20 protein-coding genes are annotated in these 24082 nt (G+C 69.0%); 9 read left to right on the top strand and 11 right to left on the bottom strand.

Annotated elements, in window-relative coordinates:
• Nucleotide 1 precedes the first annotated feature (1 nt).
• Genes ACT541_RS12695 through ACT541_RS12705 form a run of 3 tightly spaced genes read left to right on the top strand, consistent with a single transcriptional unit; the run spans nucleotide 2 to nucleotide 2243 of the window.
• Nucleotides 2-955, top strand: coding sequence for a radical SAM protein (locus ACT541_RS12695; RefSeq protein ID WP_476137392.1), 954 nt, complete (start codon nucleotides 2-4; stop codon nucleotides 953-955).
• Between the two features lie 11 nt (nucleotides 956-966).
• Nucleotides 967-1620: a TIGR04283 family arsenosugar biosynthesis glycosyltransferase gene (locus tag ACT541_RS12700; RefSeq protein WP_476137394.1), complete on the top strand. Its 654-nt coding sequence runs from the start codon at nucleotides 967-969 to the stop codon at nucleotides 1618-1620.
• 5 nt (nucleotides 1621-1625) lie between these two features.
• Entirely contained in the window at nucleotides 1626-2243 is a 618-nt protein-coding gene (locus ACT541_RS12705) for a TIGR04282 family arsenosugar biosynthesis glycosyltransferase (RefSeq protein ID WP_476137396.1), read from the top strand.
• Between the two features lie 423 nt (nucleotides 2244-2666).
• Here the strand turns inward: ACT541_RS12705 and ACT541_RS12710 are convergent, their stop codons facing one another.
• The 4 genes from ACT541_RS12710 to ACT541_RS12725 form a co-directional block, all read right to left on the bottom strand.
• The gene (locus tag ACT541_RS12710) at nucleotides 2667-2858 is read right to left on the bottom strand and encodes a hypothetical protein (protein WP_476137398.1); all 192 of its coding nucleotides are present in this window, start codon (nucleotides 2856-2858) and stop codon (nucleotides 2667-2669) included.
• Between the two features lie 10 nt (nucleotides 2859-2868).
• Nucleotides 2869-4572 carry a cbb3-type cytochrome c oxidase subunit I gene (locus tag ACT541_RS12715; RefSeq protein ID WP_476137400.1) on the bottom strand — a complete coding sequence of 568 codons (1704 nt, stop codon included), beginning with the start codon at nucleotides 4570-4572 and terminating at the stop codon, nucleotides 2869-2871.
• A 13-nt stretch (nucleotides 4573-4585) separates the two neighbouring features.
• Nucleotides 4586-5407, bottom strand: a complete 822-nt coding sequence (locus ACT541_RS12720) for a cupredoxin domain-containing protein (protein WP_476137402.1) — start codon at nucleotides 5405-5407, stop codon at nucleotides 4586-4588.
• A gap of 112 nt (nucleotides 5408-5519) precedes the next feature.
• The gene (locus ACT541_RS12725) at nucleotides 5520-5864 is read right to left on the bottom strand and encodes a hypothetical protein (RefSeq protein ID WP_476137404.1); all 345 of its coding nucleotides are present in this window, start codon (nucleotides 5862-5864) and stop codon (nucleotides 5520-5522) included.
• A 179-nt stretch (nucleotides 5865-6043) separates the two neighbouring features.
• Between ACT541_RS12725 and chrA the strand changes: the two genes are divergently transcribed.
• Nucleotides 6044-7402, top strand: coding sequence for a chromate efflux transporter (gene chrA, locus ACT541_RS12730; protein ID WP_476137406.1), 1359 nt, complete (start codon nucleotides 6044-6046; stop codon nucleotides 7400-7402).
• 539 nt (nucleotides 7403-7941) lie between these two features.
• Here the strand turns inward: chrA and ACT541_RS12735 are convergent.
• The 3 genes from ACT541_RS12735 to ACT541_RS12745 form a co-directional block, all read right to left on the bottom strand.
• Nucleotides 7942-9291, bottom strand: a complete 1350-nt coding sequence (locus tag ACT541_RS12735; RefSeq protein ID WP_476137408.1) for a gluconate:H+ symporter — start codon at nucleotides 9289-9291, stop codon at nucleotides 7942-7944.
• A 227-nt stretch (nucleotides 9292-9518) separates the two neighbouring features.
• Nucleotides 9519-11495: a YjhG/YagF family D-xylonate dehydratase gene (locus ACT541_RS12740; protein WP_476137410.1), complete on the bottom strand. Its 1977-nt coding sequence runs from the start codon at nucleotides 11493-11495 to the stop codon at nucleotides 9519-9521.
• A 53-nt stretch (nucleotides 11496-11548) separates the two neighbouring features.
• Nucleotides 11549-12457, bottom strand: coding sequence for a dihydrodipicolinate synthase family protein (locus tag ACT541_RS12745; protein WP_476137412.1), 909 nt, complete (start codon nucleotides 12455-12457; stop codon nucleotides 11549-11551).
• Nucleotides 12458-12686: 229 nt separating this feature from the next.
• On the opposite strand from ACT541_RS12745, the gene ACT541_RS12750 reads away from it, so the two are divergent.
• Complete coding sequence (locus ACT541_RS12750; RefSeq protein WP_476137414.1) at nucleotides 12687-13448, top strand: IclR family transcriptional regulator; 762 nt, start codon at nucleotides 12687-12689, stop codon at nucleotides 13446-13448.
• Between the two features lie 565 nt (nucleotides 13449-14013).
• Here the strand turns inward: ACT541_RS12750 and ACT541_RS12755 are convergent.
• Nucleotides 14014-14646 carry a TetR/AcrR family transcriptional regulator gene (locus tag ACT541_RS12755; protein ID WP_476137416.1) on the bottom strand — a complete coding sequence of 211 codons (633 nt, stop codon included), beginning with the start codon at nucleotides 14644-14646 and terminating at the stop codon, nucleotides 14014-14016.
• Nucleotides 14647-14751: 105 nt separating this feature from the next.
• Here ACT541_RS12755 and ACT541_RS12760 point away from each other — a divergent pair, with 105 nt between their 5' ends.
• Together ACT541_RS12760 and ACT541_RS12765 are read left to right on the top strand one after the other, a co-directional pair.
• Nucleotides 14752-16005 (top strand): efflux RND transporter periplasmic adaptor subunit, encoded by a 1254-nt coding sequence (locus tag ACT541_RS12760; RefSeq protein WP_476137418.1) that lies wholly within the window; start codon nucleotides 14752-14754, stop codon nucleotides 16003-16005.
• A 114-nt stretch (nucleotides 16006-16119) separates the two neighbouring features.
• Nucleotides 16120-19320 (top strand): efflux RND transporter permease subunit, encoded by a 3201-nt coding sequence (locus ACT541_RS12765; protein WP_476137420.1) that lies wholly within the window; start codon nucleotides 16120-16122, stop codon nucleotides 19318-19320.
• Nucleotides 19321-19610: 290 nt separating this feature from the next.
• Here the strand turns inward: ACT541_RS12765 and ACT541_RS12770 are convergent, their stop codons facing one another.
• The 3 genes from ACT541_RS12770 to ACT541_RS12780 form a co-directional block, all read right to left on the bottom strand.
• Nucleotides 19611-19790, bottom strand: a complete 180-nt coding sequence (locus ACT541_RS12770; protein WP_476137422.1) for a hypothetical protein — start codon at nucleotides 19788-19790, stop codon at nucleotides 19611-19613.
• A gap of 86 nt (nucleotides 19791-19876) precedes the next feature.
• Nucleotides 19877-20404, bottom strand: coding sequence for a c-type cytochrome (locus tag ACT541_RS12775; protein ID WP_476137424.1), 528 nt, complete (start codon nucleotides 20402-20404; stop codon nucleotides 19877-19879).
• A 104-nt stretch (nucleotides 20405-20508) separates the two neighbouring features.
• Nucleotides 20509-22044, bottom strand: a complete 1536-nt coding sequence (locus tag ACT541_RS12780) for a flavin-containing monooxygenase (RefSeq protein WP_476137426.1) — start codon at nucleotides 22042-22044, stop codon at nucleotides 20509-20511.
• 129 nt (nucleotides 22045-22173) lie between these two features.
• On the opposite strand from ACT541_RS12780, the gene ACT541_RS12785 reads away from it, so the two are divergent.
• Complete coding sequence (locus tag ACT541_RS12785; RefSeq protein WP_476137428.1) at nucleotides 22174-22641, top strand: pyridoxamine 5'-phosphate oxidase family protein; 468 nt, start codon at nucleotides 22174-22176, stop codon at nucleotides 22639-22641.
• Entirely contained in the window at nucleotides 22638-23963 is a 1326-nt protein-coding gene (locus ACT541_RS12790) for a GAF domain-containing protein (protein ID WP_476137430.1), read from the top strand. Before ACT541_RS12785 ends, ACT541_RS12790 begins: the two co-directional genes overlap by 4 nt.
• The last annotated feature ends 119 nt before the right edge of the window (nucleotides 23964-24082 follow it).

Raw genomic sequence — 24082 nt, forward strand, 5'->3', positions numbered from 1 at the left:
CATGAACGAGCGCACGAACCTGTCGACGATCGTCCCTCTGGAGCGGTTTTCGGATCCCAGGTGGACCCAGGCCGGACTGCCGCGGGCACACGTCCGGCTCGAGGCGCTGGAGACGCTCTGGATCAACACCGGAACGCTCTGCAACCTGACCTGCGCCGGGTGCTACATCGACTCCTCGCCGCGCAACGACCGCCTGTCGTCGATCCGCCGCGACGAGGTCCGCCCGTTTCTGACAGAGGCCGCCGGGCTCCGACCCGCCGTCCGCGAGATCGGCTTCACCGGCGGCGAGCCCTTCGTCAATTCCGACCTGATCGGCATGCTCGAGGATGCGCTCGATCTCGGATTCCGTGTTCTGATCCTGACCAATGCGATGCGACCGATGCGCCGCCTCGAGGCCGAACTCGTCGCACTGGCGCGCGCCCACCCCGGGCGCATCGCGCTCCGCGTCTCGCTCGACGGTCCCACACCCGAGGAACACGAGGCGATCCGAGGCGCCGGCTCCTGGGCGCCGGCGATCGCAGGGCTGCGCTGGCTGGCGGCTCAGGGGTTCGACACGTCGGTCGCCGCACGTCTGACACGGGGGCAGCACGAGCAGACCGTCCGCGACGGGTTTCGGCGCCTGTTCGACACGCTCGGGCTCGCGATCGACGCGCACCACCCCGGGCGGCTGGTGCTGTTTCCCGATCTCGACGACACCGTCGAGGTGCCCGAGATCTCCGAGGCCTGCTGGGGGATCCTCGGCAAGGCGCCGGAGACCGTCATGTGCGCGACGTCGCGCATGGTGGTCCGCCGCAAGGAGGACGCCGGCCCGCGCGTGGTCGCCTGCACCCTGCTGCCCGACGATCGCCGTTTCGATCTCGGTGGCTCGCTCGCCGAAGCGGCGCGTCCCGTCAGTCTCAACCATCGCCACTGCGCCCGCTTCTGCGTGCTCGGCGGCGCCTCCTGCTCCGGTTGATCGTGCTGTCGGTGATCGTCCCGGCCCTGAACGCCGCTGCGCACCTGCCGGCGACCCTCGCCGCGCTCGGCTCGGGCGACGAGGTGATCGTCGTCGACGGCGGTTCGTCGGACGAGACCGTCGATGTCGCGAGACGGGCCGGCGCCCGGCTCGTCGTCGGCCCGCGCGGGCGCGGCACCCAGTTGGCGCGTGGCGCCGAGGAGGCGAAGGGTGCTTGGCTTCTCTTCCTCCACGCCGACACCGTCCTCGCGCCGACCTGGCGCGAAGAGGTCGAGCGTTTCATCGCGGACGACGCGAACCGCGAACGCGCGGCGGTCTTTCGCTTCGCACTCGACACGGCGACGCCTGCGGCCCGGCGCCTCGAACGGCTGGTCGCGCTTCGCGTCCGCTGGTTCGGCCTGCCCTACGGCGACCAGGGCCTGCTGATCTCGCGCGCCTTCTACCGGGCGATCGGCGGCTTTTCCGCCCTGCCGATCATGGAGGACGTCGATCTGGTGCGCCGGATCGGCCGGTCCCGCATCGTTTCCCTGGAAACCGCCGCGATCACCTCGGCCGAGCGTTGGGAGCGTGACGGCTGGTGGCGGCGATCGGCGCGCAATCTCACCTGCCTGACGCTCCATTTCGCCGGTGTGCCGGCGACCACCATCGCACGTCTCTACGGGTGAGGATCATGGCTCCCATCCGACGCCATCTGCTCGTCTTCGCGCGTCTGCCACGTCTGGGGGCCGGCAAGCGGCGCCTCGCCCGCGACATCGGCGCGGTCGCCGCCGTCGGCTTTCAGCGCAAGATCCTGGCCGAGACGATTCGATCGGTCGGGCGCGACCCGCGCTGGCAGACCCTACTCGCCGTGACCCCGGCGGGAAGCGGCCCCTGGCCGCCGGGCATTCCCCGGATCGTCCAGCCGGGGGGCGATCTCGGCACGCGGATGACCGGGGTCGCCCGCATCCAGCCACCCGGCCCGGTCGTGCTCGTCGGCTCCGATGTTCCGGGCATACGCCCCCACCACATCGAAGCGGCATTCCGTGCCCTCGGGAACCACGACCTCGTCTTCGGCCCCGCGGTCGACGGCGGTTTCTGGCTCGTCGGATGGAAGCGCCTTCCGAGGTTCGTCGATCCCTTCGCCGACGTTCGTTGGTCGAGCCCGCACACGCTGGCCGACGTGTCGGCAAACCTCCGGAGCGCGCGCGTGGCATTCGTCGAAACGCGCGCGGACGTCGACGACGGAGCGGCCTTCATGGAATACGCGCGCCGGCCCGGACCGATCCGGGCCGGAACTTTCCGATCGTGATCCCGCGATCGGGACGAGGAGGGTTCCGTGAAGGCGCGTTTCCCGTACCGAGCCGGTCTCGAGGCGCGGAGCTCGAGGACGCACCCGCACAGGTCGCAGACGTGTCGGAACGCCTCGGCGTGGCACGCGAAAAGACAGAAAGCCCCTCGTCGTCGAGGGCTGGTGGCGGTGGGGGGCGTGGATCGAAACGACGTCATGCCCCGCATGGTCGGCGAGCCGGTGTCGTCGCCCCCTCGCGGAGGGTGGATCGAAACGGCCCCTGCACCCGCATGGCTGCCTGGCCGTCATCCTTTCCTCCCGTGAGGATCAAACACTTCGAGCCGTCGAACGCAGGAGCGACCGCCCAACTCCCCGTGCCGGTTTTCGATCGGCAGGAGGAACCCTCTGGGGTGCGGAGCGGCCCGTCTCGAGGGCCGTTCCTTCTCACCTCGCCCTGCGTCGTCGCAGGAGCGGTACGGCCAGCGCCAGGAACACCAGGGCTCCGGCCCCCCAGACGCGGACGTAGCCGGGCATGCCGAGTGACGGCGACAACGCGTAGACCGCGGCGAGGATCGCCCAGACGGCCGCGACGACGAGGACGAGGGTCGCCTCGATTCCGATGGTTCGACGGGTCATGACGCTCTCCTCAATGGGCGTGGCCGCCGCCGCCGACGGCGACGATCGGCAGCGTGTGCATCAGTTCGAAGGCGCCGATCGTCGCGCCGGTCATCAGGACGACCAGCAGGACGACGGCGATCGGTCCGGTCCAGGCGGCCGGAGCCGCCGTCGCCTCGGTGACCACCGAAGCCGGCGCCGGGGCGGACGTCGCTTCGGCCGCCACCGGGCCGAAGAAGGTCATGGCCACGCCGAAGACCTCGACGGCGAGGGCCGCCGCGAAGACCACGCCGCCGATCGCCACGCCGCGCATCAGCACGCCCCACGCGGCGGGTGCGGCGCCGTCGTAGCCGATGTCGAAGGTCCGGCGCGGGACGCCCTCCAGACCGGCGAGGATGCCGCAGGCGCCGAAGATCAGGAGGCCGACGAGCACGATCCACGGCAGCAGCGACAGGAGATGCGGTCGCCACACCCGCCGTCCGGTCAGAGGCGGCAGGATCATCAGGAAGGCGGCGAGGAACGACTGGCTCACCGCGCCGACGGCGAAGAAGTGGAAGTAGCCCGGCACGAAGAACGTGTCGGAGATCAGCGGCGCGAACTTCTCCTGGATCAGGACGAAGGCGAAGACCAGCCCGAGGAGGGTCGAGACGATCGCCACGCCCATCGCCGAAAAGGCCGGATTGCGCCACGGCAGCCGCCCGATCCAGCCGAAGAGACCGGAGGTCTCGCCGTTCCTGCGGGTCGACACCTCGAGCGAGGAGACGATGACGAGGAAGGCGATCAGCGTCGGCACCGAGACGAAGAGCGACAGCAGCGTTCCCACCACCCGCACGCCCTCGGCGAGGTCGGGCTCGAGGAACATGTGGTAGAGCGAGGTCGGCGGCACGAAGACGAGATAGGCGGCGAACACGACCTTGGAGAAGGTCGCGCCGAAGACCGATCCGATCCCCGTCGTCTCGCGGGTGATGGCGTACCAGGTCAACACCGCCGCCATCAGCGGCAGGTAGTGCAGATTGTGGAAGAGGATGTGCCACTCGGTCGCGGCATGGACCGGAAACGGACCGCGGTCGAGCGCCCAGAGCAGGTTCGGCAGGAAGGCGTTGACCGCGGCGATGGCCGAGACGATCAGGAAGCCGCCCCAGGCGAGCACGCCGAAGCCCATCGCGCTCATGGACCCGTCCTCGTCGCGCGCGCGCAGCACGGTGACGATGGCACCGAGGCTCGCGAGCGTCAGGCCGAGACCGAGCAGCAGATAGCCGCCGGCCATGCCCGCGACCGCCGCCGGGTCTTCGTGACCGAGGTCGGGGTTGGCGTCGTAGAGCAGCGCGGTCTTCGACAGGGCGGTCGCTTCCGACAGGATCATGCCGATCACGAGGGCGACGAGACCGGCTCGGATCAGCGCACGCGCCTTCAGCCCGTCCGGGCTTTCGCCGGCGGCGAGCGACACCATCAGCGTCACCTGGGCGAGATAGAGCCACCAGAAGAAGGCCGACGTGCCGTGGAGCGTCAACAGCCGGTAGGCGTTTTCCGGGTCGAAGGCGAGGAAGCCGCCGCGGGCCAGCACGACGAGCAGGCCGAAGCCGAGGCCAAGCACGAGGGGGGCGAGCGAGGCGACGACGCAGGCCAGGATCAGACGGCGGTCGCAAGAAGCGAGGCCCGCGAGCCGCTCGGAGAGTTTCGGGTGGGCGACCGCGTGGACGTCGTCGGTCCCGGTCGAGAGGGTGATGTCGGTCATGATGTCCTCCACCTCAGGCGACCGTGATCGACGCGTGCATCGCGTCGTGGCCGGGGCCGCAGTAGACCGTGCAGTAGACGAGATGGCGGCCCGCTTCGCGGAACGTCAGGTCGAGGGTCGTGACGGTGTCGGGGCGGAGGCGGACGATGCGGCTGGCGCTGCCGAAGGCGATCGAGGCGCCGTGCGCGACGTCCGTCGCCATCATGTGGAAGCGATAGGTCCGCCCCTTTTCCAGGCGGAGATCGTCCGGCTCGAAGGCGAAGCGACCGGCGCTCAGATAGACCTCGATCGGAGCGTCGTCGTGGGCCGATGCCGAGTGGGCCGGAGCGGGCGGCGGCGAAACGGCGACCGTCGACGGCGCGGCGGCGCCATGGGCGCCGTGAGCATCGTGTCCGGCCGCGGCGGGCGGCGCCGGCGGGTGGCCGGCGTGGGCATCGTGGCCGGCATCGGGCGACGGCGTCGGCGCCTCGTGGCCGGCGTGTCCCGCGTGGGAGGTCGCGCCATGGGCCGTCTCGTCATGGGCCGTCTCGTCGTGGGGCGCGGCGGCGTGCGGCCGGACCGAGCCGTCCGCCTGCCGATGGGTCTTCAGAAAGTCGGCGTGCCGCTTCTCGAATTCGGCCGGCGACAGGCGCGCGACCTCGTGGGGCTCGCCGGACGCCGGCTCGGCAAGGCCGCCGTGACCGGCATGGGGGTCGGGCGCGCCGGACGATCCGACGGAGCCGAAGGGCAGAGGCGACGCGCCATAGGCCGCCCAGGTGGCGTAGAGACCGAGGGCACCGAAGCCCATCGCCCCGACGAAGCCGCGTCGGGTGGTGAAGTGTCTGTCGTTGGTCATGAGATCCTTCTCGAACGAGACGTGTGTCGACGGGCGTGCGGTTGCACGCCACATGCGTGGAGGACGTGCGGAACACGCCACGCGGCGAGGTCGAAAGACCTCGAGACACGGGTCAGGCGCGAGGGGGAGGTGTCGCCGGCGCGAAGCTGTGGCCGACGGGCGCACGATCGATCGCGGAGATCCAGGCGACGACGACCGTCGTCGTCACCGGAGCCCCGATCACGGGCGCCGCGAGCAGCGGCGCGCAACAGCCGCCGACGGCTGCCGTGCAGTGGTCGAGACCATGGTCGACCTCGGCGCCATGGGTCCCCGAGCAGCCTTCGTCGCTGCTGCGGGCGAGATGCTCGACGACACCGTGGTCGCACGGTGCCGACGCGTTCGCATACGCCGTTGCGTTCGGCAGCGAGCCGGCAACGACGATCACGAAGGCCAGTGCGAGGCGCAAAAGCAGCGTCACGGAGCAACTCCCATCGTGCACGATTCTAGGCGATCACGGGGCCGGGTCAATCGATCGGCGACGGATCGGCGATCGATGGGTATTCTACCGGAGAGATCCGTACCGACGGGCAGGACGGTCGAGACGCGGCGAACCGTGCTCTGCTGCGAATTCCCGGTCACTTCCGACGAGGTCCCCGCTTGGACGCGCCCATTCCCTCCGATGCCGTTTCCGGCCCCCCGCCCGCCCCGAGCCTCGGGCAGGCGGCAGCCGTCTGGCTGAAGATCGGCTGTCTCGGCTTCGGTGGTCCGGCGGGGCAGATCGCCCTGATGCACAAGGAACTGGTCGAGGACCGGCGGTGGATCTCGGAGCGTCGGTATCTCCATGCCCTCAACTACTGCATGGTCCTGCCCGGACCGGAGGCGCAGCAGCTCGCGACCTATGTCGGCTGGTTGATGCATCGGACCTGGGGCGGGATCGTCGCCGGTGGACTCTTCGTGCTGCCGTCGCTCTTCGTGCTGATCGCGCTCTCCTGGATCTATTGCGCCTTCGGCGACGTGCCGCTGGTCGCCGGGCTCTTCTTCGGCATCAAGCCGGCGGTCACCGCGATCGTCCTGCAGGCGGCGTATCGCATCGGCCGGCGCGCCCTCCGAAACGGCGTCCTGTGGGCGATCGCCGCCGCCTCCTTCGCCGGAATCTTCCTGTTCGACGTGCCGTTTCCGGCGATCGTGGCGATTGCGGCGCTGATCGGCTGGATCGGATCGCGCGCCCTGCCCGAGGCGTTTCGGACCGGCGGCGGTCACGGGGCGGCGCAGGCGCGTTTCGGCGCCGCCGTCATCGACGACGACACGGCGACGCCACCGCACGCACTCTTCTCGTGGGGGCGCCTCGCCGTCGTCACCGTCGGCGGTGCCCTCCTCTGGCTGCTGCCGATGGCGAGCCTGACGGCGGCCTTCGGCTGGGGCCATACGCTGACGCAGATGGGGTGGTTCTTCACCAAGGCGGCGCTGCTGACCTTCGGCGGCGCCTATGCGGTGCTGCCCTACGTCAATCAGGGCGCGGTCGGGCACTACGGCTGGCTGACGCCGGCCCAGATGATCGACGGTCTGGCGCTCGGCGAGACCACGCCGGGGCCGCTGATCATGGTCGTCACCTTCGTCGGCTTCGTCGGCGGTTGGACGCAGGCGCCGTTCGGCCCGGAGGCGAAGCTCCTCGCGGCGGTCGCGGCGGCGGTTCTGGTGACGTGGTTCACCTTCCTGCCGTCCTTCGTCTTCATTCTCGCCGGCGGACCTCTCGTCGAGCGCTCCCACGGCAACCTCGAGCTCACGGCGCCACTGACCGCGATCACCGCGGCGATCGTCGGCGTGATCCTCAATCTCGCGCTGTTCTTCGGCCGCCATGTCCTGTGGCCGGCGGGCTGGGGCGGTCGCTTCGACTGGTTCTCCGCGCTCATCGCGCTGGGCGCGGCACTGGCGCTCTTCCGGTTCAAGCAGAACGTCGCCGTCGTCATCGCCGCCTGCGGACTGATCGGATTGGTCTCGTCCCTGGTCGGCATCTGAAACGTGCGCAATTTCCGATAGATACGCTCGATTTCCCTGGGTCCCCGAACAGCGGGTCGGTGGAGAGAATTCAGGGAACCGCAGCATCGCGGTCTCGGCCGAACAGGGAAGCGAGACGGCTGCGCCGAATCTGGAATCCGTCGTCGGCCCTGCTCCTTCCCTGCCTCGGGGGGATGAGGCCGAGAACTCGAAGTGATCGGGTCTTCAGGGATCGGACCGATCGCCGGCACGGCCTTCCTTCGCCGTCGTCGCCGGCGGCCTCGGACCGTTCGGCATCGCCTTCGCCGCGATCCGCCTCCCGGCGCCGCAGGCCTTCCATCTCTTCTGAAGGCGATCGCCCGCGATCCGATCGAATTGCCGACCGGCCGTGAAACGCCGCGGCCTCCGGATCGCGTCCACGAGTTCGCCCCTCCCGTGCGGGCTTCTCGGCCGGAGCAGACAGGCCGTTTCCATGTCGGCGACCAAATGCCATCGACATGATGCGCGGGCCCGGTCTTCGCCGGGCCCGCGAGAGTATCGGTCGTTTCGCTCGTGGTGCGTCAGAGGCCGAAGCCCTCGAGCAGCAACACCCCGATCAGACCGACCAGCGAAACGATCGTCGAGAGCACGGTCCAGGTCGCGAAGGTCTCTTTCATCGACAGGCCGAAATACTCCTTGAACATCCAGAAGCCGGCGTCGTTGACGTGGCTGCAGATGGCCGAACCGGCGCCGGTGGCCAGCGTGATCAACGCCAGATTGACGTGGTGCGTCGCGAGCATCGGAATGACGAGACCGGCGGTGGAGATCGCCGCCACCGTGGCCGAACCGAGCGAGATGCGCAGGATCGCGGCAACGCCCCAGGCGAAGAGCAGCGGCGAAGCCGACGAGTTCGCGAAGAGCTGCGCCACGTACTTGCCGACGCCGCCGTCGATCAACACCTGCTTGAAGGCGCCGCCGCCACCGATGATCAGAAGCATCATGCCGATGTGAGCGACCGCGGTCGAGCACGAGGCCATGACGTCCTTGATCGGAATGTCGCGCTTCAGGCCCATGGTCCAGATCGCGAAGAGCAACGACACGACCATCGACACCGAGGCGTCACCCACCAGACGGATGATCTGGAAAGCGACATTGTCGCCGATCCCATAGGACGAGCGCACCACCGCGACGATCGCCGCGAAGGACATCATGATGACCGGCAGCATGGCGGTGAAGACCGAGACGCCGAAGGCCGGGGTGGCCTCGATCGCCATCAGCGTCTGACCGCCGATGGCATCGAGATCCGGGCTCTTGGTGAAGCCTTCCGGCACCAGCTTCTTGGCGATCGCATTGTAGACCGGGCCGCCGATGATCACCGCCGGGATGGCGATGAGGATGCCATAGACGAGCACCTTGCCGATGTCGGCGCCGTATTCACCCGCGATGACGGTGGGGCCGGGGTGGGGCGGCAGGAAGGCGTGGGTGGCGAGCAGGGCGGCGCACATCGGCACGCCGAGATGCAGCACCGAGATGCGCATCTGCTTGGCCATCGTCAGCACGATCGGGATCAGCAGGACGAGGCCGACCTCGAAGAACAACGCGATGCCGATGATGAAGGACGACACGACGACCGCCCACTGGACGTTCTTCTCGCCGAACTTCTCGATCAGGGTGACCGCGATGCGCTGGGCACCGCCGGCATCGGCGATCAGGCGGCCGAGCATGGCGCCGAGGCCGAAGATCAGGGCGATGTGGCCGAGCGTGCCGCCGATGCCGCCTTCGATCGACTTGACGATCTTGTCGAAGGGCAGCCCCAGCGCCAGCGCGACGACGAAGGAGGTGATGATGAGCGAGACGAAGGTGTTGAGCTTCAGCTTCATGATCAGAAGCAAGAGCAGAACGATGCCGGCTACGACGATGAGAATTGGCATGACTTCACTCCCCCCGATGATACGGGATGTCTTCGTGGTTCCGGTCCGGGTCGCTCGCGCGCACGCCGTCGCCGACCGCGGCCGGTAGGGCCGCGAGCCCGTCTTCGATCGTCGTGGGAAGGAGCGCCGAGCCCGGTCGGCCGGCCGCAGCGATCCGCCGCGCCTCGGGGCGCGACGGGTCTTCATCGGGTGGGGCGGGGGTGCGGCTCCTCCCGTCCCCCCACCGCTCACTCCGCGGCGTCGGCGAACGCGGCTCGCCCGGCTCCGAGCGCTGCGATGATGCGATCGGCGTCATAGACGCAACCGCGCCAAGTGCCGCCGCTCGCCGCCTGCAGCGCCGCCCAGAGGCGGGTGTCGTCGGGCAGCGCCGGATTGGGCCGCAGGTCGGGATGGACCGGGCGGGCGGCGAGGATCTTCGCCCCCTCCTCCGGGCTCACCGGCGCCTCGACGGAACCGAGGAAGTTCAACGACCCGGTGAGCTTGCGGGTGTCGACCACCATCTCGACGACGTCGCCGTCGCGCAGGCGCCCGATCGGACCTCCGGCCAACGCCTCCGGCCCGACGTGGCCGATGCACGCCCCCGTCGATACGCCCGAGAAGCGGGCGTCGGTGACGAGCGCCACGTGCTTGCCGTAGGAGAGATGCTTCAGCGAGGAGGTGAGCTGATAGGTCTCCTCCATGCCGGTCCCCGAAGGTCCGCCGCCCATCACGATCATCAGGTCACCGGCCTGGATGCCGCCCGACTTGATGGCACGAATGGCCGAGGCCTCCGAGGTGAACACCTTCACCGGGGCCTTGTGACGATAGACGCCGTCGGCATCGATCACCGAGGGGTCGATCGCCGTCGACTTGATCACCGAACCCTCCGGCGCGACGTTGCCGATCGGGAAGGTGATGGTCGAGGTGAGCCCCCGCGTCTTCGCCTGCGAAGGCGACATGATGACGTCGTCGGGCTCGACACCGTCCTGCGCGAGCAGCATCGCGCGGAAGCGGCGACGGCGCTCGGAGCCTTCCCACCAGTCGAGATTGGCCTTCAGCGTCTCGCCGGTGACGGTCAGCACGTCCTCGTGCAGCAGCCCGAGTTTGCGCAGGTGCAGCATCACCTCCGGCACGCCGCCCGCCATGAAGGCGCGGACCGTCGGGTGATAGACCGGGCCGTTCGGGATGACGCTGACGAGGCGCGGAACCCGGCGGTTGATCTCGGTCCAGTCGTCGACCGAGGGGATCTTCAACCCCGCCGCATGGGCGATCGCAGGCACGTGGAGCAGGAGGTTGGTCGAACCGCCGAAGGCGGCGTGGATGACCATCGCGTTCTCGATCGCCTTGTCGGTCAGGATGTCCTTCGTGGTGATTCCGGCCTCGTGGAGCTCGAGCGCCGCCCGCGCCGCCTGACGCGCCGCCTCCAGCCATACGGCCGAACCCGAAGGCGTCAGCGCCGTGTGCGGCAATGCCAGACCGAGGCCCTCCGCGACGACCTGCGACGTGCCGGCCGTGCCGAGGAACTGGCAACCGCCACCGGCGGACGCGCAGGCCTTGCAGCCGAGCACGCTGGCCTCGTCGAGCGACAGCTCGCCGGCGGCGAAACGCGCGCCGATGGTCTGAACCTTGCCCGCGTCGTCGCCCGTGGTCGGCATGAGCGTGGCCCCGCCGGGAACCACCACGGTGGGCAGATCGTGCTGGGAGGCGAGCGCCATCATCACGGCCGGCAGGCCCTTGTCACAGCTCGCCAGACCGACGACCGCCTTGCGGACCGGCGTCGAGCGGATCAGCCGACGCATGACCACCGCCGCATCGTTGCGGTAGGGCAACGAGTCGAACATGCCGGTGGTGCCCTGAGTGCGTCCGTCGCACGGGTCGGAGACATAGGCCGCGTAGGGAATGCCTCCCGCCGCGGCCACCGTTTCGGCCGCCGCCGCGAACTGCAGCGGCGTCTCGTAGTGTCCGGTGTGCAGTCCGAGCGCGACCGGCTTGCCGTCGGCGCCGCGAATGCCGCCGGTCGTGCCGATCATCAGCACTTCCGGGCCGACCAGTCTGGTCGGATCCCACCCCATTCCGGCGTTGAGCGTCATGCCGAAGATGTCGCCGCTCGGGCGCTGGATCAACATTTCCGGGGTCAGGGGCAGTTTGCCCTCCGGCCCCGGAACGTTGGTCGTCGCGACATACAGCTCTTCCGTTTCGCGTCCATAGATGCTGGCGATCGCCATGTCGGCCTCCCTGATGTGGCCTATGCGTTTTCGTTGGTCGTCTCTTCGATCGTTCAGTCGATGATCTTCGCGCGGCGCAGGATCTCCGCGACCGTCGCGATCTTGTCGGCGGCGAGCGGCGTCGCCGGTGCGAGGCAGTGGGTGGAAATGCCGACCCCGGCCAGAACCATGGCCTCCTTGACCACGTTCACGAAGGGCGCATCCAGTCCGTAGATCGCCGGGACCTGGACGAGGCGAGCATGTTCGCGCGTCGCCGTGGCGAGATCCCCGGCGACGAAGGCGCGGTGAATGGCGAGCGACAGTTCCGGAGCGAAGTTGCCGCTGGCGGTGATCGCCCCGGCGCCGCCGAGCAGCAGCGTCGTCAGGAGATGATCGTCGTAGCCGCAGAACACCGCGAAGTCCGGACGCACGGCGCAGACCGTGTTGATCATCGAGCGGACGTGCCCGATCGAGTCGATCGTCTCCTTGATGCCGACGACGTTGTCGTGGGCCGTGGCCAGCGACCTGGCGAACTCGGGGGTGATGTCCTGACCGGTCAGGAAGGGAATGTTGTAGAGCAGAACCGGCAGGTCCGAGGCCCGGGCAATGTCGGAGAAGTACTTGAAGAGATTGCTCTCCGTGACCTTCCAGTAGGACGGATTGACCGCCACGACACCATCCGCACCGATCGCCTTCGCGTGTTCCGTCAGTGCGATCGCCTCGCGCGGGTCGTTCGAGCCGACGCCGACGATCACCTTGGTGCGCCCGGCCGTCAGCTTCACCGCGAACTCCGCGACCGCCATGCGCTCGGCCGACGTCATCTGCGAGAACTCGCCGCCGGTGCCGCACATGAACAACCCATCGACGCCCGCCGTGATCAGCTTCTCGATCACCACCGTCTGGCCGACCGGATCGAACGCGCCGTCGGGCGTCCAGATGGTGGAAACCGGCGGGATGATGCCGGAGAACAGTGCCTTGGTCACCAGGACCTCCTTCTCTGTGGAGTTCTATATTATAGAACTGTGTTCGACATAAAGAAACTTACATGGTCCGACGAAGGCCGTAAATCCGTAAAAGCGCTCGATGTGCCGCCGCCGATCGAACGCAGAGGCATGCGGGATCGCCCCGCGTCGCAAGACGCGGTTCGATGATGTAGGACTGGCCATGGAGCGCCCTCGATTGGCGCGAGCCCTTTCGCGACGCAGGTGGACGATGCCTCTCATCCAGTCGGTCGAGCGTGCGCTCGGCATTCTCGATCTCTTCAACGAGCGCGAGACCGAGCTGAAGATCACCGAAATCAGCCAGAAGACGGGGCTCCACAAGAGCACCCTGCATTCGCTTCTGAAGACCCTCCAGTCGCTCGGCTACATCGAGCAGGCCGAGCCCAATGCCCCGTACAGACTCGGCATGAAGCTGTTCGAGCGCGGCTTCCTCGTGCTGAAGACCAAGGACTTCGTCTCCGTCGCCCGGCCCCATCTGGTGCGCCTCGCCGCCGAGACGGGACAGACCGCGCATCTCGGCGTCCAGGACGGGAAGTTCGGCGTCTACATCGACAAGATCGAAGGCGCCCGCTCGATCATCGCCTATTCGCGGATCGGCCGCCGCATGCCGCTCCATTCCACCGCGATCGGCAAGGTGCTGACGGCCTTCCTGCCCAAGCCCGCCCTCGAGGCGACACTCGCCGACTACGACTTCGAGCCGGTCACCGAAGCGACGATCGCCGATCGCGCCGCCTTCCTCGTCGAACTGGCGAAGGTTCGCGAAGCCGGTTGGGCGCTCGACGAGCAGGAGAACGTCCGCGGTGTGCGTTGCGCCTCGGTTCCGGTGTGGAATCACGAGAACAGGATGGTCGCCGCCGTCAGTGCCTCGACCATCGTCGAGAACATCGGCGCGGAAGAATTCGCCGATCTGGTGGAACGGCTGAAAGAGACCGGCGAGCGCATATCCCGCGATCTCGGTTCGACGCGGCGCTGAGGCGAGCCCGGACAGGACGTGCTCGGCGACCTCTGCGAGGAGCGGACGCAAAGGAACGCGCGGCGTGTCGAGGGACACGCCGTTGACCGGCCGCTCACCTTTCCCGCCATCCCGAACTGGAAATTTCCAGTTCGGGAGCGGGTCGGAAGACGGAGCACGACGACGACGAAGTCGCTTCGCCGGCGGTCGGCGAGGTCTACCGCGCGGCGGGCATCGGCGAGACGGCGTTTCATGCCCGGCGAAAGAAATACGCCGGGCCGATGCCGCCGGGGATTCGGCGAACTGGCCGAGTCGTCACGCGGGCGGCAGAGAGCGTCGGCGGCTTCGACGGCTGCACGATCTCGGGAGTCTCGCGCCTTCGGAGATCGTCGATGGCGGGGGCTCGCGGGAGCACAACCCGGGTTCACCGACATACTCGACAGATCGACGACCGGACGACCAACCGAACCGGATCGACGAGTTCGTGCTGCAGAAATCGAGGGTTGCTGGTTGCCGGGACCCGGAGAGGTGTCGGCCCGGGGCGTTTGGTGAACACGACGAGCGACGCTCGTGCTCTCACCGGCGGTCAGCTCCGCCCAGAGGGGGCGGTCTGGAGTGCGGTGTCGGCCGGCGCCGGGAACAATCCGGCGAGTGCGAGATCGACGAGGCTGTGCAAGTCCTCGCGCGTGGCGCCGGCCGAAGCGCGCACGTCCATGCCCTGGATCAGCGTCATGACGAGGCTCGCCAACACCGCCGGAATCGCGTCGGGAGGAAGGTCGCCTTCGGCCGAGGCCCGTTCGAAGCGCTCGCGCAGCGCCACTTCGGCGCGGGCACGGCGGCGGCCGAGTTCGGCGGGGACATTCTTGGCATCGTCGCCACAGGCGAGCCCGCCCTGGACATAGAGGCAGCCGGGCGGGTTGGCGGGGTCGGTCAGATAGTCGGCCTTGCCGTGCAGCATCCGCGAGACGACCTCGCGCGCCGTCGGGGCGGCGAGGATGTCGGCGAGATAGCTCTCGATGCGGGCGCTGTACCGGTCGAGCGCCGCGGTGAAGAGGCCCTCCTTGTTGCCGAAGGCGGCATAGAGGCTCGGCGGATTGATGCCCATCGTGCGCGTCAACTCGGCGAGCGTCGCGCCCTCGTAGCCCTTGCGCCAGAACACGTCCATCGCCCGGTCGAGTGCGGCTTCTCGGTCGAAGGCGCGGGGTCTGCCCATCGCCATGTTGCATGTCTCCCGACACTTTCTTATCATTCACTACATAAGAGGCTTGACGGGTGCTGTCCAGTGCCTCATTTGTAGTGGTCACTACAGATGTGAGGCAAGCCGATGTCGTCACCCCTCGATACTCCCGTTCCGAGCAGCCCCGACCGTCCGCGCCGCGTCGGTTCGCCCGTCGTGGCGTTGGTGGGCTTCGCCGTCGCCGCCGTCCTCTTCGCCCGATCCGGCCTTCCCGGCTCCTTCGCCCCCGCGGCGGAAGCGACCGTCACCGCGGCTCCGGCCGCACCCCCTGCCGTCCCGGTGACGGTCGCCACGGTCGCCCGTCGCGACACGATGTTCTGGGACGAGTTCTCGGGAAGGCTCGAGGCGGTGGAGAAGGTCGACGTGCGGGCCCGCATCGCCGGGGTGGTGCAGGCCGTCCACTTCGCCGAAGGCCAGCCGGTCGCGGTGGGCGACAGGCTCGTCACCATCGACCCGGCCCCTTACGCGGCGATCGTCGCGCGGGCCGAGGCCCAGGTGGCGGCCGCCGAAGCACGGCTGGCGACCGCGCGGTCGGATCTCGACCGCGGTCAGAAGCTGTGGGACACCCGCACCGTCTCCTCCCGCGAGCTCGACGGGCGGGTCAACGCCGAGAAGGAGGCGGAGGCGAACCTCCGCGCCGCTCGGGCTTCGCTGACCTCGGCCCGTCTCGATCTCGGCTACACCGAGATCGTCGCCCCGGTCGCCGGGCGTGTCGGCCGGCGTGAGATCACCGCCGGCAACCTCGTCGACGGCGGACCTTCGGCGCCGGTGCTGACGACGCTCCTGTCGATCGATCCGATCCACTCCGCCTTCGACGTCGACGAGAGCATCCTGCGGCGGGCCCTCGACGGTCTCTCCGACGGCGGCGGCATTCGGGCCGCGCTCGACCACATTCCCGTCGAGATGACCACCGTCGACGGCCGCGGCAAGGCGGTCGGCCGGCTGCAACTGATCGACAACCACGTCGACGCGGCGAGCGGGACCGTCCATCTGCGCGCCGTCTTCGCCAATCCGACCGGGGATCTGATGCCCGGCCAGTTCGTTCGCCTGAAGATGGGGCGGGCCGAGCCCGAATCGGTGCTGTTGGTCGACGAACGGGCGGTCGGGTCCGATCAGGACAAGCGCTACGTCATGGTGGTCGGTGCCGACGATCGCGCCGCGTTCCGACTGGTGACGCTCGGTCGCTCGGTCGACGGCCTCAGGGTCGTCACCGAGGGGCTTTCAGCGGGCGAACGGGTGATCGTCAACGGTCTCCAGCGCGTGCGTCCCGGCTCGCCGGTCGCGGCGCAGGAGGTCGCGATGGGCGCCCGCGCCGTGCCGCGTCTCGCGTCGAGCGACTGACCTCGGCCGACCTCGCCGAAGCGGACCGGCGGCGTTCTCTCTCCCTTTCGTCGTTCCATCCCGCGGCGCCCGCCGGCGCGGCGACCAGTCGGCCGTACCTCAACGAGGATCACCATGAACCTCTCCAAGTTCTTCATCGACCGGCCGATCTTCGCGGGCGTTCTCTCCGTCCTGATCTTCGTCGCCGGCCTGCTCGCGCTCGTCTCGATGCCGGTCTCCGAATATCCGGAGGTGGTGCCGCCCTCGATCGTGGTGCGGGCGCAGTACCCCGGCGCCAGCCCCAAGGTGATCGCCGAGACGGTGGCGACGCCGATCGAGGAATCGATCAACGGCGTCGAGAACATGCTCTACATGGCGAGCCAGGCGACCACCGACGGGCTGATGACGCTGACGGTCACTTTCCGGCTCGGCACCGACGCCGACAAGGCCCAGCAGCTCGTCCAGAACCGCGTCGCTCAAGCCGAGGCGCGGCTGCCGGCCGACGTCCGCGCCCTCGGCGTCACGACGGTGAAGAGTTCGGCCGATCTGATGATGGTCGTCCACGTGCTGTCGCCGAACGATCGCTACGACGTCACCTACCTGCGCAACTACGCGCTGCTCAACGTCAAGGATCGGCTCGCCCGCATCCCCGGGGTCGGCGACGTCCAGATCTTCGGCGCCGGCGACTATTCGATGCGGGTGTGGCTCGACCCCGAAAGGGTCGCCGCCCACGGCCTGTCGGCGACCGAGGTCGCCGCCGAGATCCGCGCCCAGAACGTCCAGGCGGCGGCCGGCGTCGTCGGCGGGGCGCCTTCGGTGCCCGGGCTCGACCTGCAACTGTCGATCAACGCCGAAGGTCGTCTCCGGACGGTGGAGGAGTTCGGCGCGATCATCGTCAAATCCGGACCGAACGGCGAGATCACCCGGCTCTCCGACATCGCCCGGATCGAGATGGGCGCCTCGTCCTACGCGCTGCGTTCGCTGCTCGACAACAAGCCGGCGGTCGCCGTGCCGGTGTTCCAGGCGCCGGGCTCCAACGCGATCCAGATCTCCGATCGCGTCCGCGAGGTGATGGCGGAGATCCAGGAGACCATGCCCGAGGGCGTCGAATACCGGATCGTCTACGACACCACCCGCTTCGTCCGCGCCTCGATCCGCGCCGTGGTGGAAACCCTGTTCGAGGCGATCGCCCTGGTGGTGATCGTCGTCGTGGTGTTCCTGCAGACCTGGCGGGCGTCGATCATTCCGCTGCTGGCGGTACCGGTGTCGATCGTCGGCACCTTCGCGGTGATGTACGTCGCCGGCTTCTCGGTCAACGCGCTGACGCTGTTCGGCCTAGTCCTCGCCATCGGCATCGTCGTCGACGACGCGATCGTCGTGGTCGAGAACGTCGAGCGCAACATCGAGCAGGGCCACGGCCCCCGCGAGGCGGCCTATCACGCGATGCGCGAGGTGTCGGGGCCGATCGTCGCCATCGCCCTGGTGCTGGTCGCGGTGTTCGTGCCGCTCGCCTTCATCACCGGGCTCACCGGCCAGTTCTACCGGCAGTTCGCACTCACCATCGCCATCTCGACGGTGATCTCGGCGATCAACTCGCTGACGCTCTCGCCGGCGCTCGCCGCGCTGCTGCTGCGCGACCACGCCGCGCCGAAGGATCGGCTCGGCCGGATCATCGACTTCCTCTTCGGCTGGTTCTTCCGCGGCTTCAACACCGTCTTCCGGCGCGGATCGGCGGCCTACGGCGCCAGCGTCGGCCGCGTCGCCCGGCACAAGAGCCTCGCCATGGCGGTCTACGCGGCGTTGCTCGGCGGCACCTGGGCGGTGTTCCAGGCGGTGCCCGGCGGCTTCGTGCCCGGTCAGGACAAGCAGTATCTGGTCGGCTTCGCCCAATTGCCCGACGGCGCGACGCTCGATCGCACCGAGGAGGTGGTCCGTCGCATGGGCGAGATCGCGCTGGCCGAGCCCGGGGTCGAGAACGCGCTCGCTTTCCCCGGCCTGTCGATCAACGGCTTCACCAACAGTTCCAACGCCGGCATCGTCTTCGTCGTGCTGAAGGATTTCGAGCAGCGTCGTTCGCCGGCGCTCTCCGGCGGGGCGATCGCCCTGTCGCTCAACAAGAAGTACGCCGGTATCCAGGACGCCTTCATCGCCATGTTCCCGCCGCCGCCGGTGCAGGGCATCGGTACCATCGGCGGCTTCAAGCTGCAGATCGAGGACCGCGCCGGGCGCGGCTACGAGGCGCTCGACGGCGTCGTCAAGGCGTTCCTGGCCCGCGCCGCCCAGGTACCGGAACTGGCGCGACCGTTCTCCGGCTACCAGATCGACGTGCCGCAGCTCTTCGCCGACGTCGACCGGGTCAAGGCGCGCCAGCTCGGCGTCTCGGTCACCGACGTGTTCGAGACCATGCAGATCTATCTCGGGTCGCTCTACGTCAACGACTTCAACCGCTTCGGCCGAACCTATTCGGTGCGGATGCAGGCCGACGCGCCGTTCCGCGCCCGGCCGGAGGACATCGGCAAGTTGGAGGTCAGGTCGAAGTCGGGCGAGATGATCCCGCTGTCGGTGTTGCTCAGGATACGGCCGGTGGCCGGTCCCGAACGGGCGATGCGCTACAACGGCTTCCTCGCGGCCGACGTCAACGGAAACACGGCGCCCGGCTTCTCCACCGATCAGGCCCAGGCGGCCGTGGCGAGGATCGCGGCGGAAACCCTGCCCAAGGGCTTCGGCTTCGAATGGACCGAGCTCACCTATCAGCAGATCATCGCCGGCAATTCGTCGACGATCGTGTTCCCTTTGGCACTGCTCCTGGTCTTTCTGGTGCTCGCGGCGCAATACGAGAGCCTCGCTCTGCCGATCGCGATCATCCTGATCGTGCCGATGGCACTGCTCGCCGCGATGACGGGCGTATGGCTGTCGGGCGGAGACGCCAACATCTTCACCCGGATCGGCCTGATCGTGCTGGTCGGCCTGTCGGCGAAGAACGCCATCCTGATCGTCGAATTCGCCCGCGAACTGGAGTTCGCCGGCCGGACGCCGATCACCGCGGCGATCGAGGCGAGCCGGCTCCGGCTCCGGCCGATCCTGATGACCTCGCTCGCCTTCGTCATGGGCGTTCTGCCGCTGGTCACCTCGACCGGGGCCGGCGCCGAGATGCGTCGGGCGATGGGCGTCGCCGTGTTCTCCGGCATGATCGGCGTCACGGTCTTCGGCCTCGTGCTGACGCCGGTGTTCTACGTCGTCATCCGCGCCCTGACGGGCGGCCGCCCCCTCCTCCACCACCACGCCTCGACGATCGAACCGGAGCACGATCCGATCCGGGCCGAGCCGGCCGAATAGAATGCCGACGGCCCCCTCGACACGCGCCGAGCCGGCGACGAGTGGTCGGCGGAAGCGCCTCTCGTCGATGACGAGCGAACCAGGGGGTGTCACCGCCCGAGGCGATGGCGCAGTCGCAGCATCGCCCGGTGCAGCAGGCGCGCGGTACTTTGACGAAGCCCGGCGGCGGAGCGGTAAGGCCGTGCGCCTGTGGGCTCGGGGGGGGCATGCTCGTCCTCTCGACGAACGTCGAGGACCCTTCTCGCGCCACTCGACGGGAACCTGGTTCGACCCCATCACCCCGCGTCGTTTCAACCACTCGCCGCGCCGATCTGCCGGGAGACCCCGCGCCGCGTCACAGCCGGAGCTTCGAACACGCCGATCCGGATCCCCGCTTCGGCCCATCGGTCGAAGCGGTTCCGGATCGTCGTGTCGGGGCGGTGACGTTCCGGCAGATCGGTTCTCGACACGAAGAAGATGCCGTTCGGCATCTTCCGATCGTCCGGTCGTGGGCGTGCGCCTCACGACACCAGAGATCGCGCCGGAAGAACAGATGCCGTCCGGGTGGTGTCATCAATCACTGGGAAGGCTGCCTCAGCTTCGCATGAACCCCGCCGGGCAGGACGGTGAGGACGAGCGTGGTCGGCATCTCGCTCGGGCCGAACGGACCCGGCACGGCGTTCCTCACCGGCGGCAGGCTGCGCAGATAGGCGACGATCGCCCGGGCATCCGTCTTGGTCAGTTTCGAAAGACCCGGCCAGGGCATCGCCGGGGCGAGGTGGCGTCCATCCGGGCGTATGCCGGTGGTGATCGCCGCGACGATCTCGTCGTCCGACCACTTCCCCAACCCGGTTTCGGGGTCGGACGTCAGATTGCGGCCGACGAAGACCCCGAGACCGGGGATGTCGAAGCCGACGTCCGAACCGCCGAGGAAGCGCCCGGCGTCCGGCTTGCCCAGCAGCGCGCCGGGCGTGTGACAGTCCGAGCAACCCGTGATGGTCACCAGATAGCGCCCGCGCTCGATCGGACCGTCGGCGGCCTGGACCCGCGCCGCGCCCCACAAGGACGCGACGATGATGACGGGGAAGAACAACAATCTGGACATGGCGTATTTCCTCGGTTGGTGATGTCGAGCCGCCCCGCGGCGGCGATGTGGGAGGAGATCGGCGCAGGCGGTGGTCGAACCCCGCCGGCCGCGCCGCATCGATCTCAGGCGGCAGCGACCGCGGGATCGCCGAGGAGGCGGTCGCGCAGCCCCGCCTCCTCGTCGGTGTAGGCATTGCCGCCGTCGCGACCGAAGGCACGGCCCGCCGCGGCGGTGCGCTCCGGCGCATCGGCGCGGGCATCCGGGCCGACGAGGCGGAAGCTCGCCGGCGACAGCGGCCCGAAGAGCAGCGTGCGCTCCAGCTCCGGCCAGTCGCGCGGATCGGGTTCGACGCCGGCGCGACGGGCGAAGAGGATCGCCAGGGCATGCATCGGCGGCGGCCCCATCGCCCGTGCGGCCCGTCCACGGGCGATCGCCGCACGCAGGTCGCCGTCGCTCGGGGCGGCTTGCAGCCCGGCGAAGACATGGGCGACCCAACGGGCCTGGAGCTCCAGCACCGGCAGATAGGGGCCGACGAGGTCGTAGAGGCCGACGAAGGCGAGCCCCGGCAGATCGGGGTGGAACGTGTGATCGGCGAGATCGGCGCTCCCCTCGTCGAGCCCGAGGGTCCGGGCGAGATCGGCCGAGAGGAACGGCAACGACAGACGGTAGCCGGTGCCGAACAGGACGGCGTCGGCCTCGATCGTCGTATCGTCGGTGAAGCGGACGACGCGCCCCGCCACCGAGGCGATCCACGGCCGTGTTTCGATGCGGCCTTCGGCGACCGCCGGCAGGAAGTGTTGCGACTGGGTGATGCCGGCGACGAAGACGTCGGGGTCGGCCGCCCCCGCCCCATAGGGCGCCGGATCGCCGCCGGCGCGGACGACCGCGGCCTTCAATCCCGCCGCCAGCGCCGCCGGCGGCAACCGTTCGCCGGCCAGCGCCGCGGCGCGGTTGAAGAGCAGATGGTCGGTCGGCAGGCCGGCGTTCAACTTCGGCAGGACGTAGCGCTGCCGTCGCCGGCTGACGATCACCCGTCGCGCCCCGCCGAGGGCGAGCGCCGAGGCGATCTCCAGGGCGCTGATCGAGCAACCGGCGACGACGACGGTGGCGCCGCGATGGCGCGCCTCGCCGTCGTAAGAGCCGGCATGGGCGACGCCGAGACGTCCGGTGAAGGTCTCGAGGCCGGGGATCTGCGGCACGAAGGGAGCGCCGTGCCGGCCGCTGGCGACGATCACCCGCGCGAAGACCTCGCGCCGCGTGTCCCCCTCCCCCGAGGAGGTGACGAGCCAACCGCCCTCGCCGGGCGCGATCGTCTCGACGCGGGTGCGGAACCGGATGCGCGGAGTGACCGCCATGACGTCGGCATAGCGGCGCAGGTACTCGAGCATCGCCTCGCGCGTCGGATAGGTGGCGGTTCCCGCCGGATGGTCGAGATCGGCGAAGGCGGTCATGATACGGCTGGTGTTGGTGCGCATGCCGGGCCAGGTGGCGCAGCCCGGCGTGCCGCCGTTCCATTGCCCGCCGAGGTCGGCGGCGGCCTCGAAGAGGACGGGCTCCAGGCCGTGGCGCAGGAGATGGGCGGCCGAAGCGAGACCCGCCGGTCCGGCGCCGACGACGGCGACGACCGATCTCGGATGGGTGATTTCGATGGAGGACATCGGGGGCTCCCCGTGAGACGATGGAGCCTTCTCATAAGCGCCTCGCCGACGTGGGCCTTCCTAAATGAACCTTAAGTGAGCGTCCCCGATCCTAAGACATTCCTAAGCGCCGAAGGCAGCGGAGGAGCCATGATCCTGGATGAAGAGCGACGGGCCTTCTTCGTCAGCCCCGTCATGATCGTCGTCGCGAGCTGCGACGCAGATCTCCGCCCGTCGCTCGGTCGAGCCATGGGCGCACGCCTCGGACACGGCGACGTGGTGGAGCTCGTGGTGTCGCGCTGGCAATGGCCCGCGCTGATCGACGACATCGAGCATCACGGCGAGGTCGCCGTCACCTTCGTGCGGCCGAGCGACTACGTCGCCTATCAGGTGAAGGGGCGCGGTCGGTGGCGGCCGGCGGAACCGGAGGATGTCGCCCTGGCCGATCGCTACATCGCGACGGTCTCCGTGACGCTGGAGGAGCTCGGCGTCCCCGCCGCGGTGATGGCCCCGTGGCTGACGCCGCGCGAGGCCGTGGTGGTCTCGGTGGCGATCGACGCGATCTACGTCCAGACCCCGGGGGCGACGGCCGGGTCGCGGTTGGAGCTCGCGCGATGACGATCCGTCTCACCGATCTCTCGGCCTGTTTCGACGGGGTCATCCCGTCCCTGGTGGTGACCACCGACGCGAGCGGGCGACCGAACGTGTCCTATCTCTCCCAGGTCGTCGCCGTCGACGCCACCCGTGTCGCCCTGTCGAACCAGTTCTTCGGCAAGACCGCCAAGAACGTTCGAGAAAATCCCCGGGCCACCCTGCTTCTGGTCGACGGTCGCAGCGGCGCGCAATACCGGCTCGACGTCCACTTTCGCGAAACCCTGCTCGACGGCCCGATCTTCGACCGTCTCTCGGCCCGTCTCGAAGCTGCCCGTACCGAGACCGGCCCGACGTCGGTGATGCGCCTTCGCGGCGTCGACATCTACCGCGTCGAGGCGATCCACCTGGTCCCCTCGCCGGTGGAGACCGTCGACCCGGTGTTCACACGGCCCCGCTCCTACGCCGATATCGCCGAATTGGTGGGGAAGATCGCCGATCGGAACGAACTCGACGCGATCATCGAGACGGCGCTCGCCGGCCTCGCCGCCGATCTCGGTCTCGAGCACGTGCTGATCCTCCTTCTCGACCCGACCCGGGGCGTCCTCACGACGATCGGCAGTCTCGGTTACGAGCGATCGGGGATCGGGTCCGAGGTGCCGATCGGGGTCGGTCAGATCGGCGTGGCGGCAGAGTCCGGACTGACCGTCCGCATCGCCGACCTGAGCCGCGAGCGCCGCTTCGCCGCCGCCGTCCACGCCTCGTCCGACGACGAGAACCGCACCCGCAGCATCGCCGTTCCCTGGCTCGCCGACGCTCTCAGCCGGATCGCCGTGCCGCTCACCGCGGGCGGAGAGATGCGCGGAGTCCTGTTCGCCGAAAGCCGGCGACGCCTCGCCTTCGATGCCGACGACGAGGCGATCCTCACCATACTCGCCCGTCAGATCGCCGCCGGCATCGCCGTCGCCGAAGCGAGTGCCGAAGGCACCGCGCCCCCGTCCCCGACGATCGTGCCGCGCTCGACCGGACGGACGATCCGCATCGTGCACCACCGCTTCGACGACAGCGTCTTCGTCGACGACGAATACGTCATCAAGGGCGTCTCGGGTCGCCTGCTCGTCCACATGCTCGGCGTGGTCGACGGCGAGGGGCGCAACGAGTTCACCAATCGGGAGCTGCGATTGGCCGACGGCCTGAAACTCCCCGACCTCAAGGACAATCTGGAGACGCGTCTGCTGCTGCTCCGCCGTCGGCTGGAGGAGAAATCCCTGCCGCTCCGGCTCCTGCGGGTCGACCGCGGCCGGATGCGCCTCACCGTCGACGGGCGTCCGAAGTTGACGAGTCTGTGAGACGGCGGTTGCCTGACCGTCTCGCGAGCTCGCGCGTGGAGATCGAGGTGGCGACGCGAGATCGCATTGCGATCCGCCCTCTTCCAATCGCACGCGGATTGACCAGACGTGTTTCGGCA

Source organism: Pinisolibacter sp. DMC100 (genome assembly GCF_056313705.1).

What these genes read in the sequence shown, in the direction of transcription:
- ACT541_RS12790 (WP_476137430.1), top strand. Translation starts at nt 22,638, where the DNA reads ATGACGATCCGTCTCACCGATCTCTCGGCCTGTTTCGACGGGGTCATC.
- ACT541_RS12780 (WP_476137426.1), bottom strand. Translation starts at nt 22,044, where the DNA reads ATGTCCTCCATCGAAATCACCCATCCGAGATCGGTCGTCGCCGTCGTC.
- ACT541_RS12775 (WP_476137424.1), bottom strand. Translation starts at nt 20,404, where the DNA reads ATGTCCAGATTGTTGTTCTTCCCCGTCATCATCGTCGCGTCCTTGTGG.
- ACT541_RS12765 (WP_476137420.1), top strand. Translation starts at nt 16,120, where the DNA reads ATGAACCTCTCCAAGTTCTTCATCGACCGGCCGATCTTCGCGGGCGTT.
- ACT541_RS12770 (WP_476137422.1), bottom strand. Translation starts at nt 19,790, where the DNA reads ATGCCGAACGGCATCTTCTTCGTGTCGAGAACCGATCTGCCGGAACGT.
- ACT541_RS12710 (WP_476137398.1), bottom strand. Translation starts at nt 2,858, where the DNA reads ATGACCCGTCGAACCATCGGAATCGAGGCGACCCTCGTCCTCGTCGTC.
- ACT541_RS12740 (WP_476137410.1), bottom strand. Translation starts at nt 11,495, where the DNA reads ATGGCGATCGCCAGCATCTATGGACGCGAAACGGAAGAGCTGTATGTC.
- ACT541_RS12760 (WP_476137418.1), top strand. Translation starts at nt 14,752, where the DNA reads ATGTCGTCACCCCTCGATACTCCCGTTCCGAGCAGCCCCGACCGTCCG.
- ACT541_RS12705 (WP_476137396.1), top strand. Translation starts at nt 1,626, where the DNA reads ATGGCTCCCATCCGACGCCATCTGCTCGTCTTCGCGCGTCTGCCACGT.
- ACT541_RS12755 (WP_476137416.1), bottom strand. Translation starts at nt 14,646, where the DNA reads ATGGCGATGGGCAGACCCCGCGCCTTCGACCGAGAAGCCGCACTCGAC.
- ACT541_RS12735 (WP_476137408.1), bottom strand. Translation starts at nt 9,291, where the DNA reads ATGCCAATTCTCATCGTCGTAGCCGGCATCGTTCTGCTCTTGCTTCTG.
- ACT541_RS12750 (WP_476137414.1), top strand. Translation starts at nt 12,687, where the DNA reads ATGCCTCTCATCCAGTCGGTCGAGCGTGCGCTCGGCATTCTCGATCTC.
- ACT541_RS12785 (WP_476137428.1), top strand. Translation starts at nt 22,174, where the DNA reads ATGATCCTGGATGAAGAGCGACGGGCCTTCTTCGTCAGCCCCGTCATG.
- ACT541_RS12715 (WP_476137400.1), bottom strand. Translation starts at nt 4,572, where the DNA reads ATGACCGACATCACCCTCTCGACCGGGACCGACGACGTCCACGCGGTC.
- ACT541_RS12720 (WP_476137402.1), bottom strand. Translation starts at nt 5,407, where the DNA reads ATGACCAACGACAGACACTTCACCACCCGACGCGGCTTCGTCGGGGCG.
- ACT541_RS12695 (WP_476137392.1), top strand. Translation starts at nt 2, where the DNA reads ATGAACGAGCGCACGAACCTGTCGACGATCGTCCCTCTGGAGCGGTTT.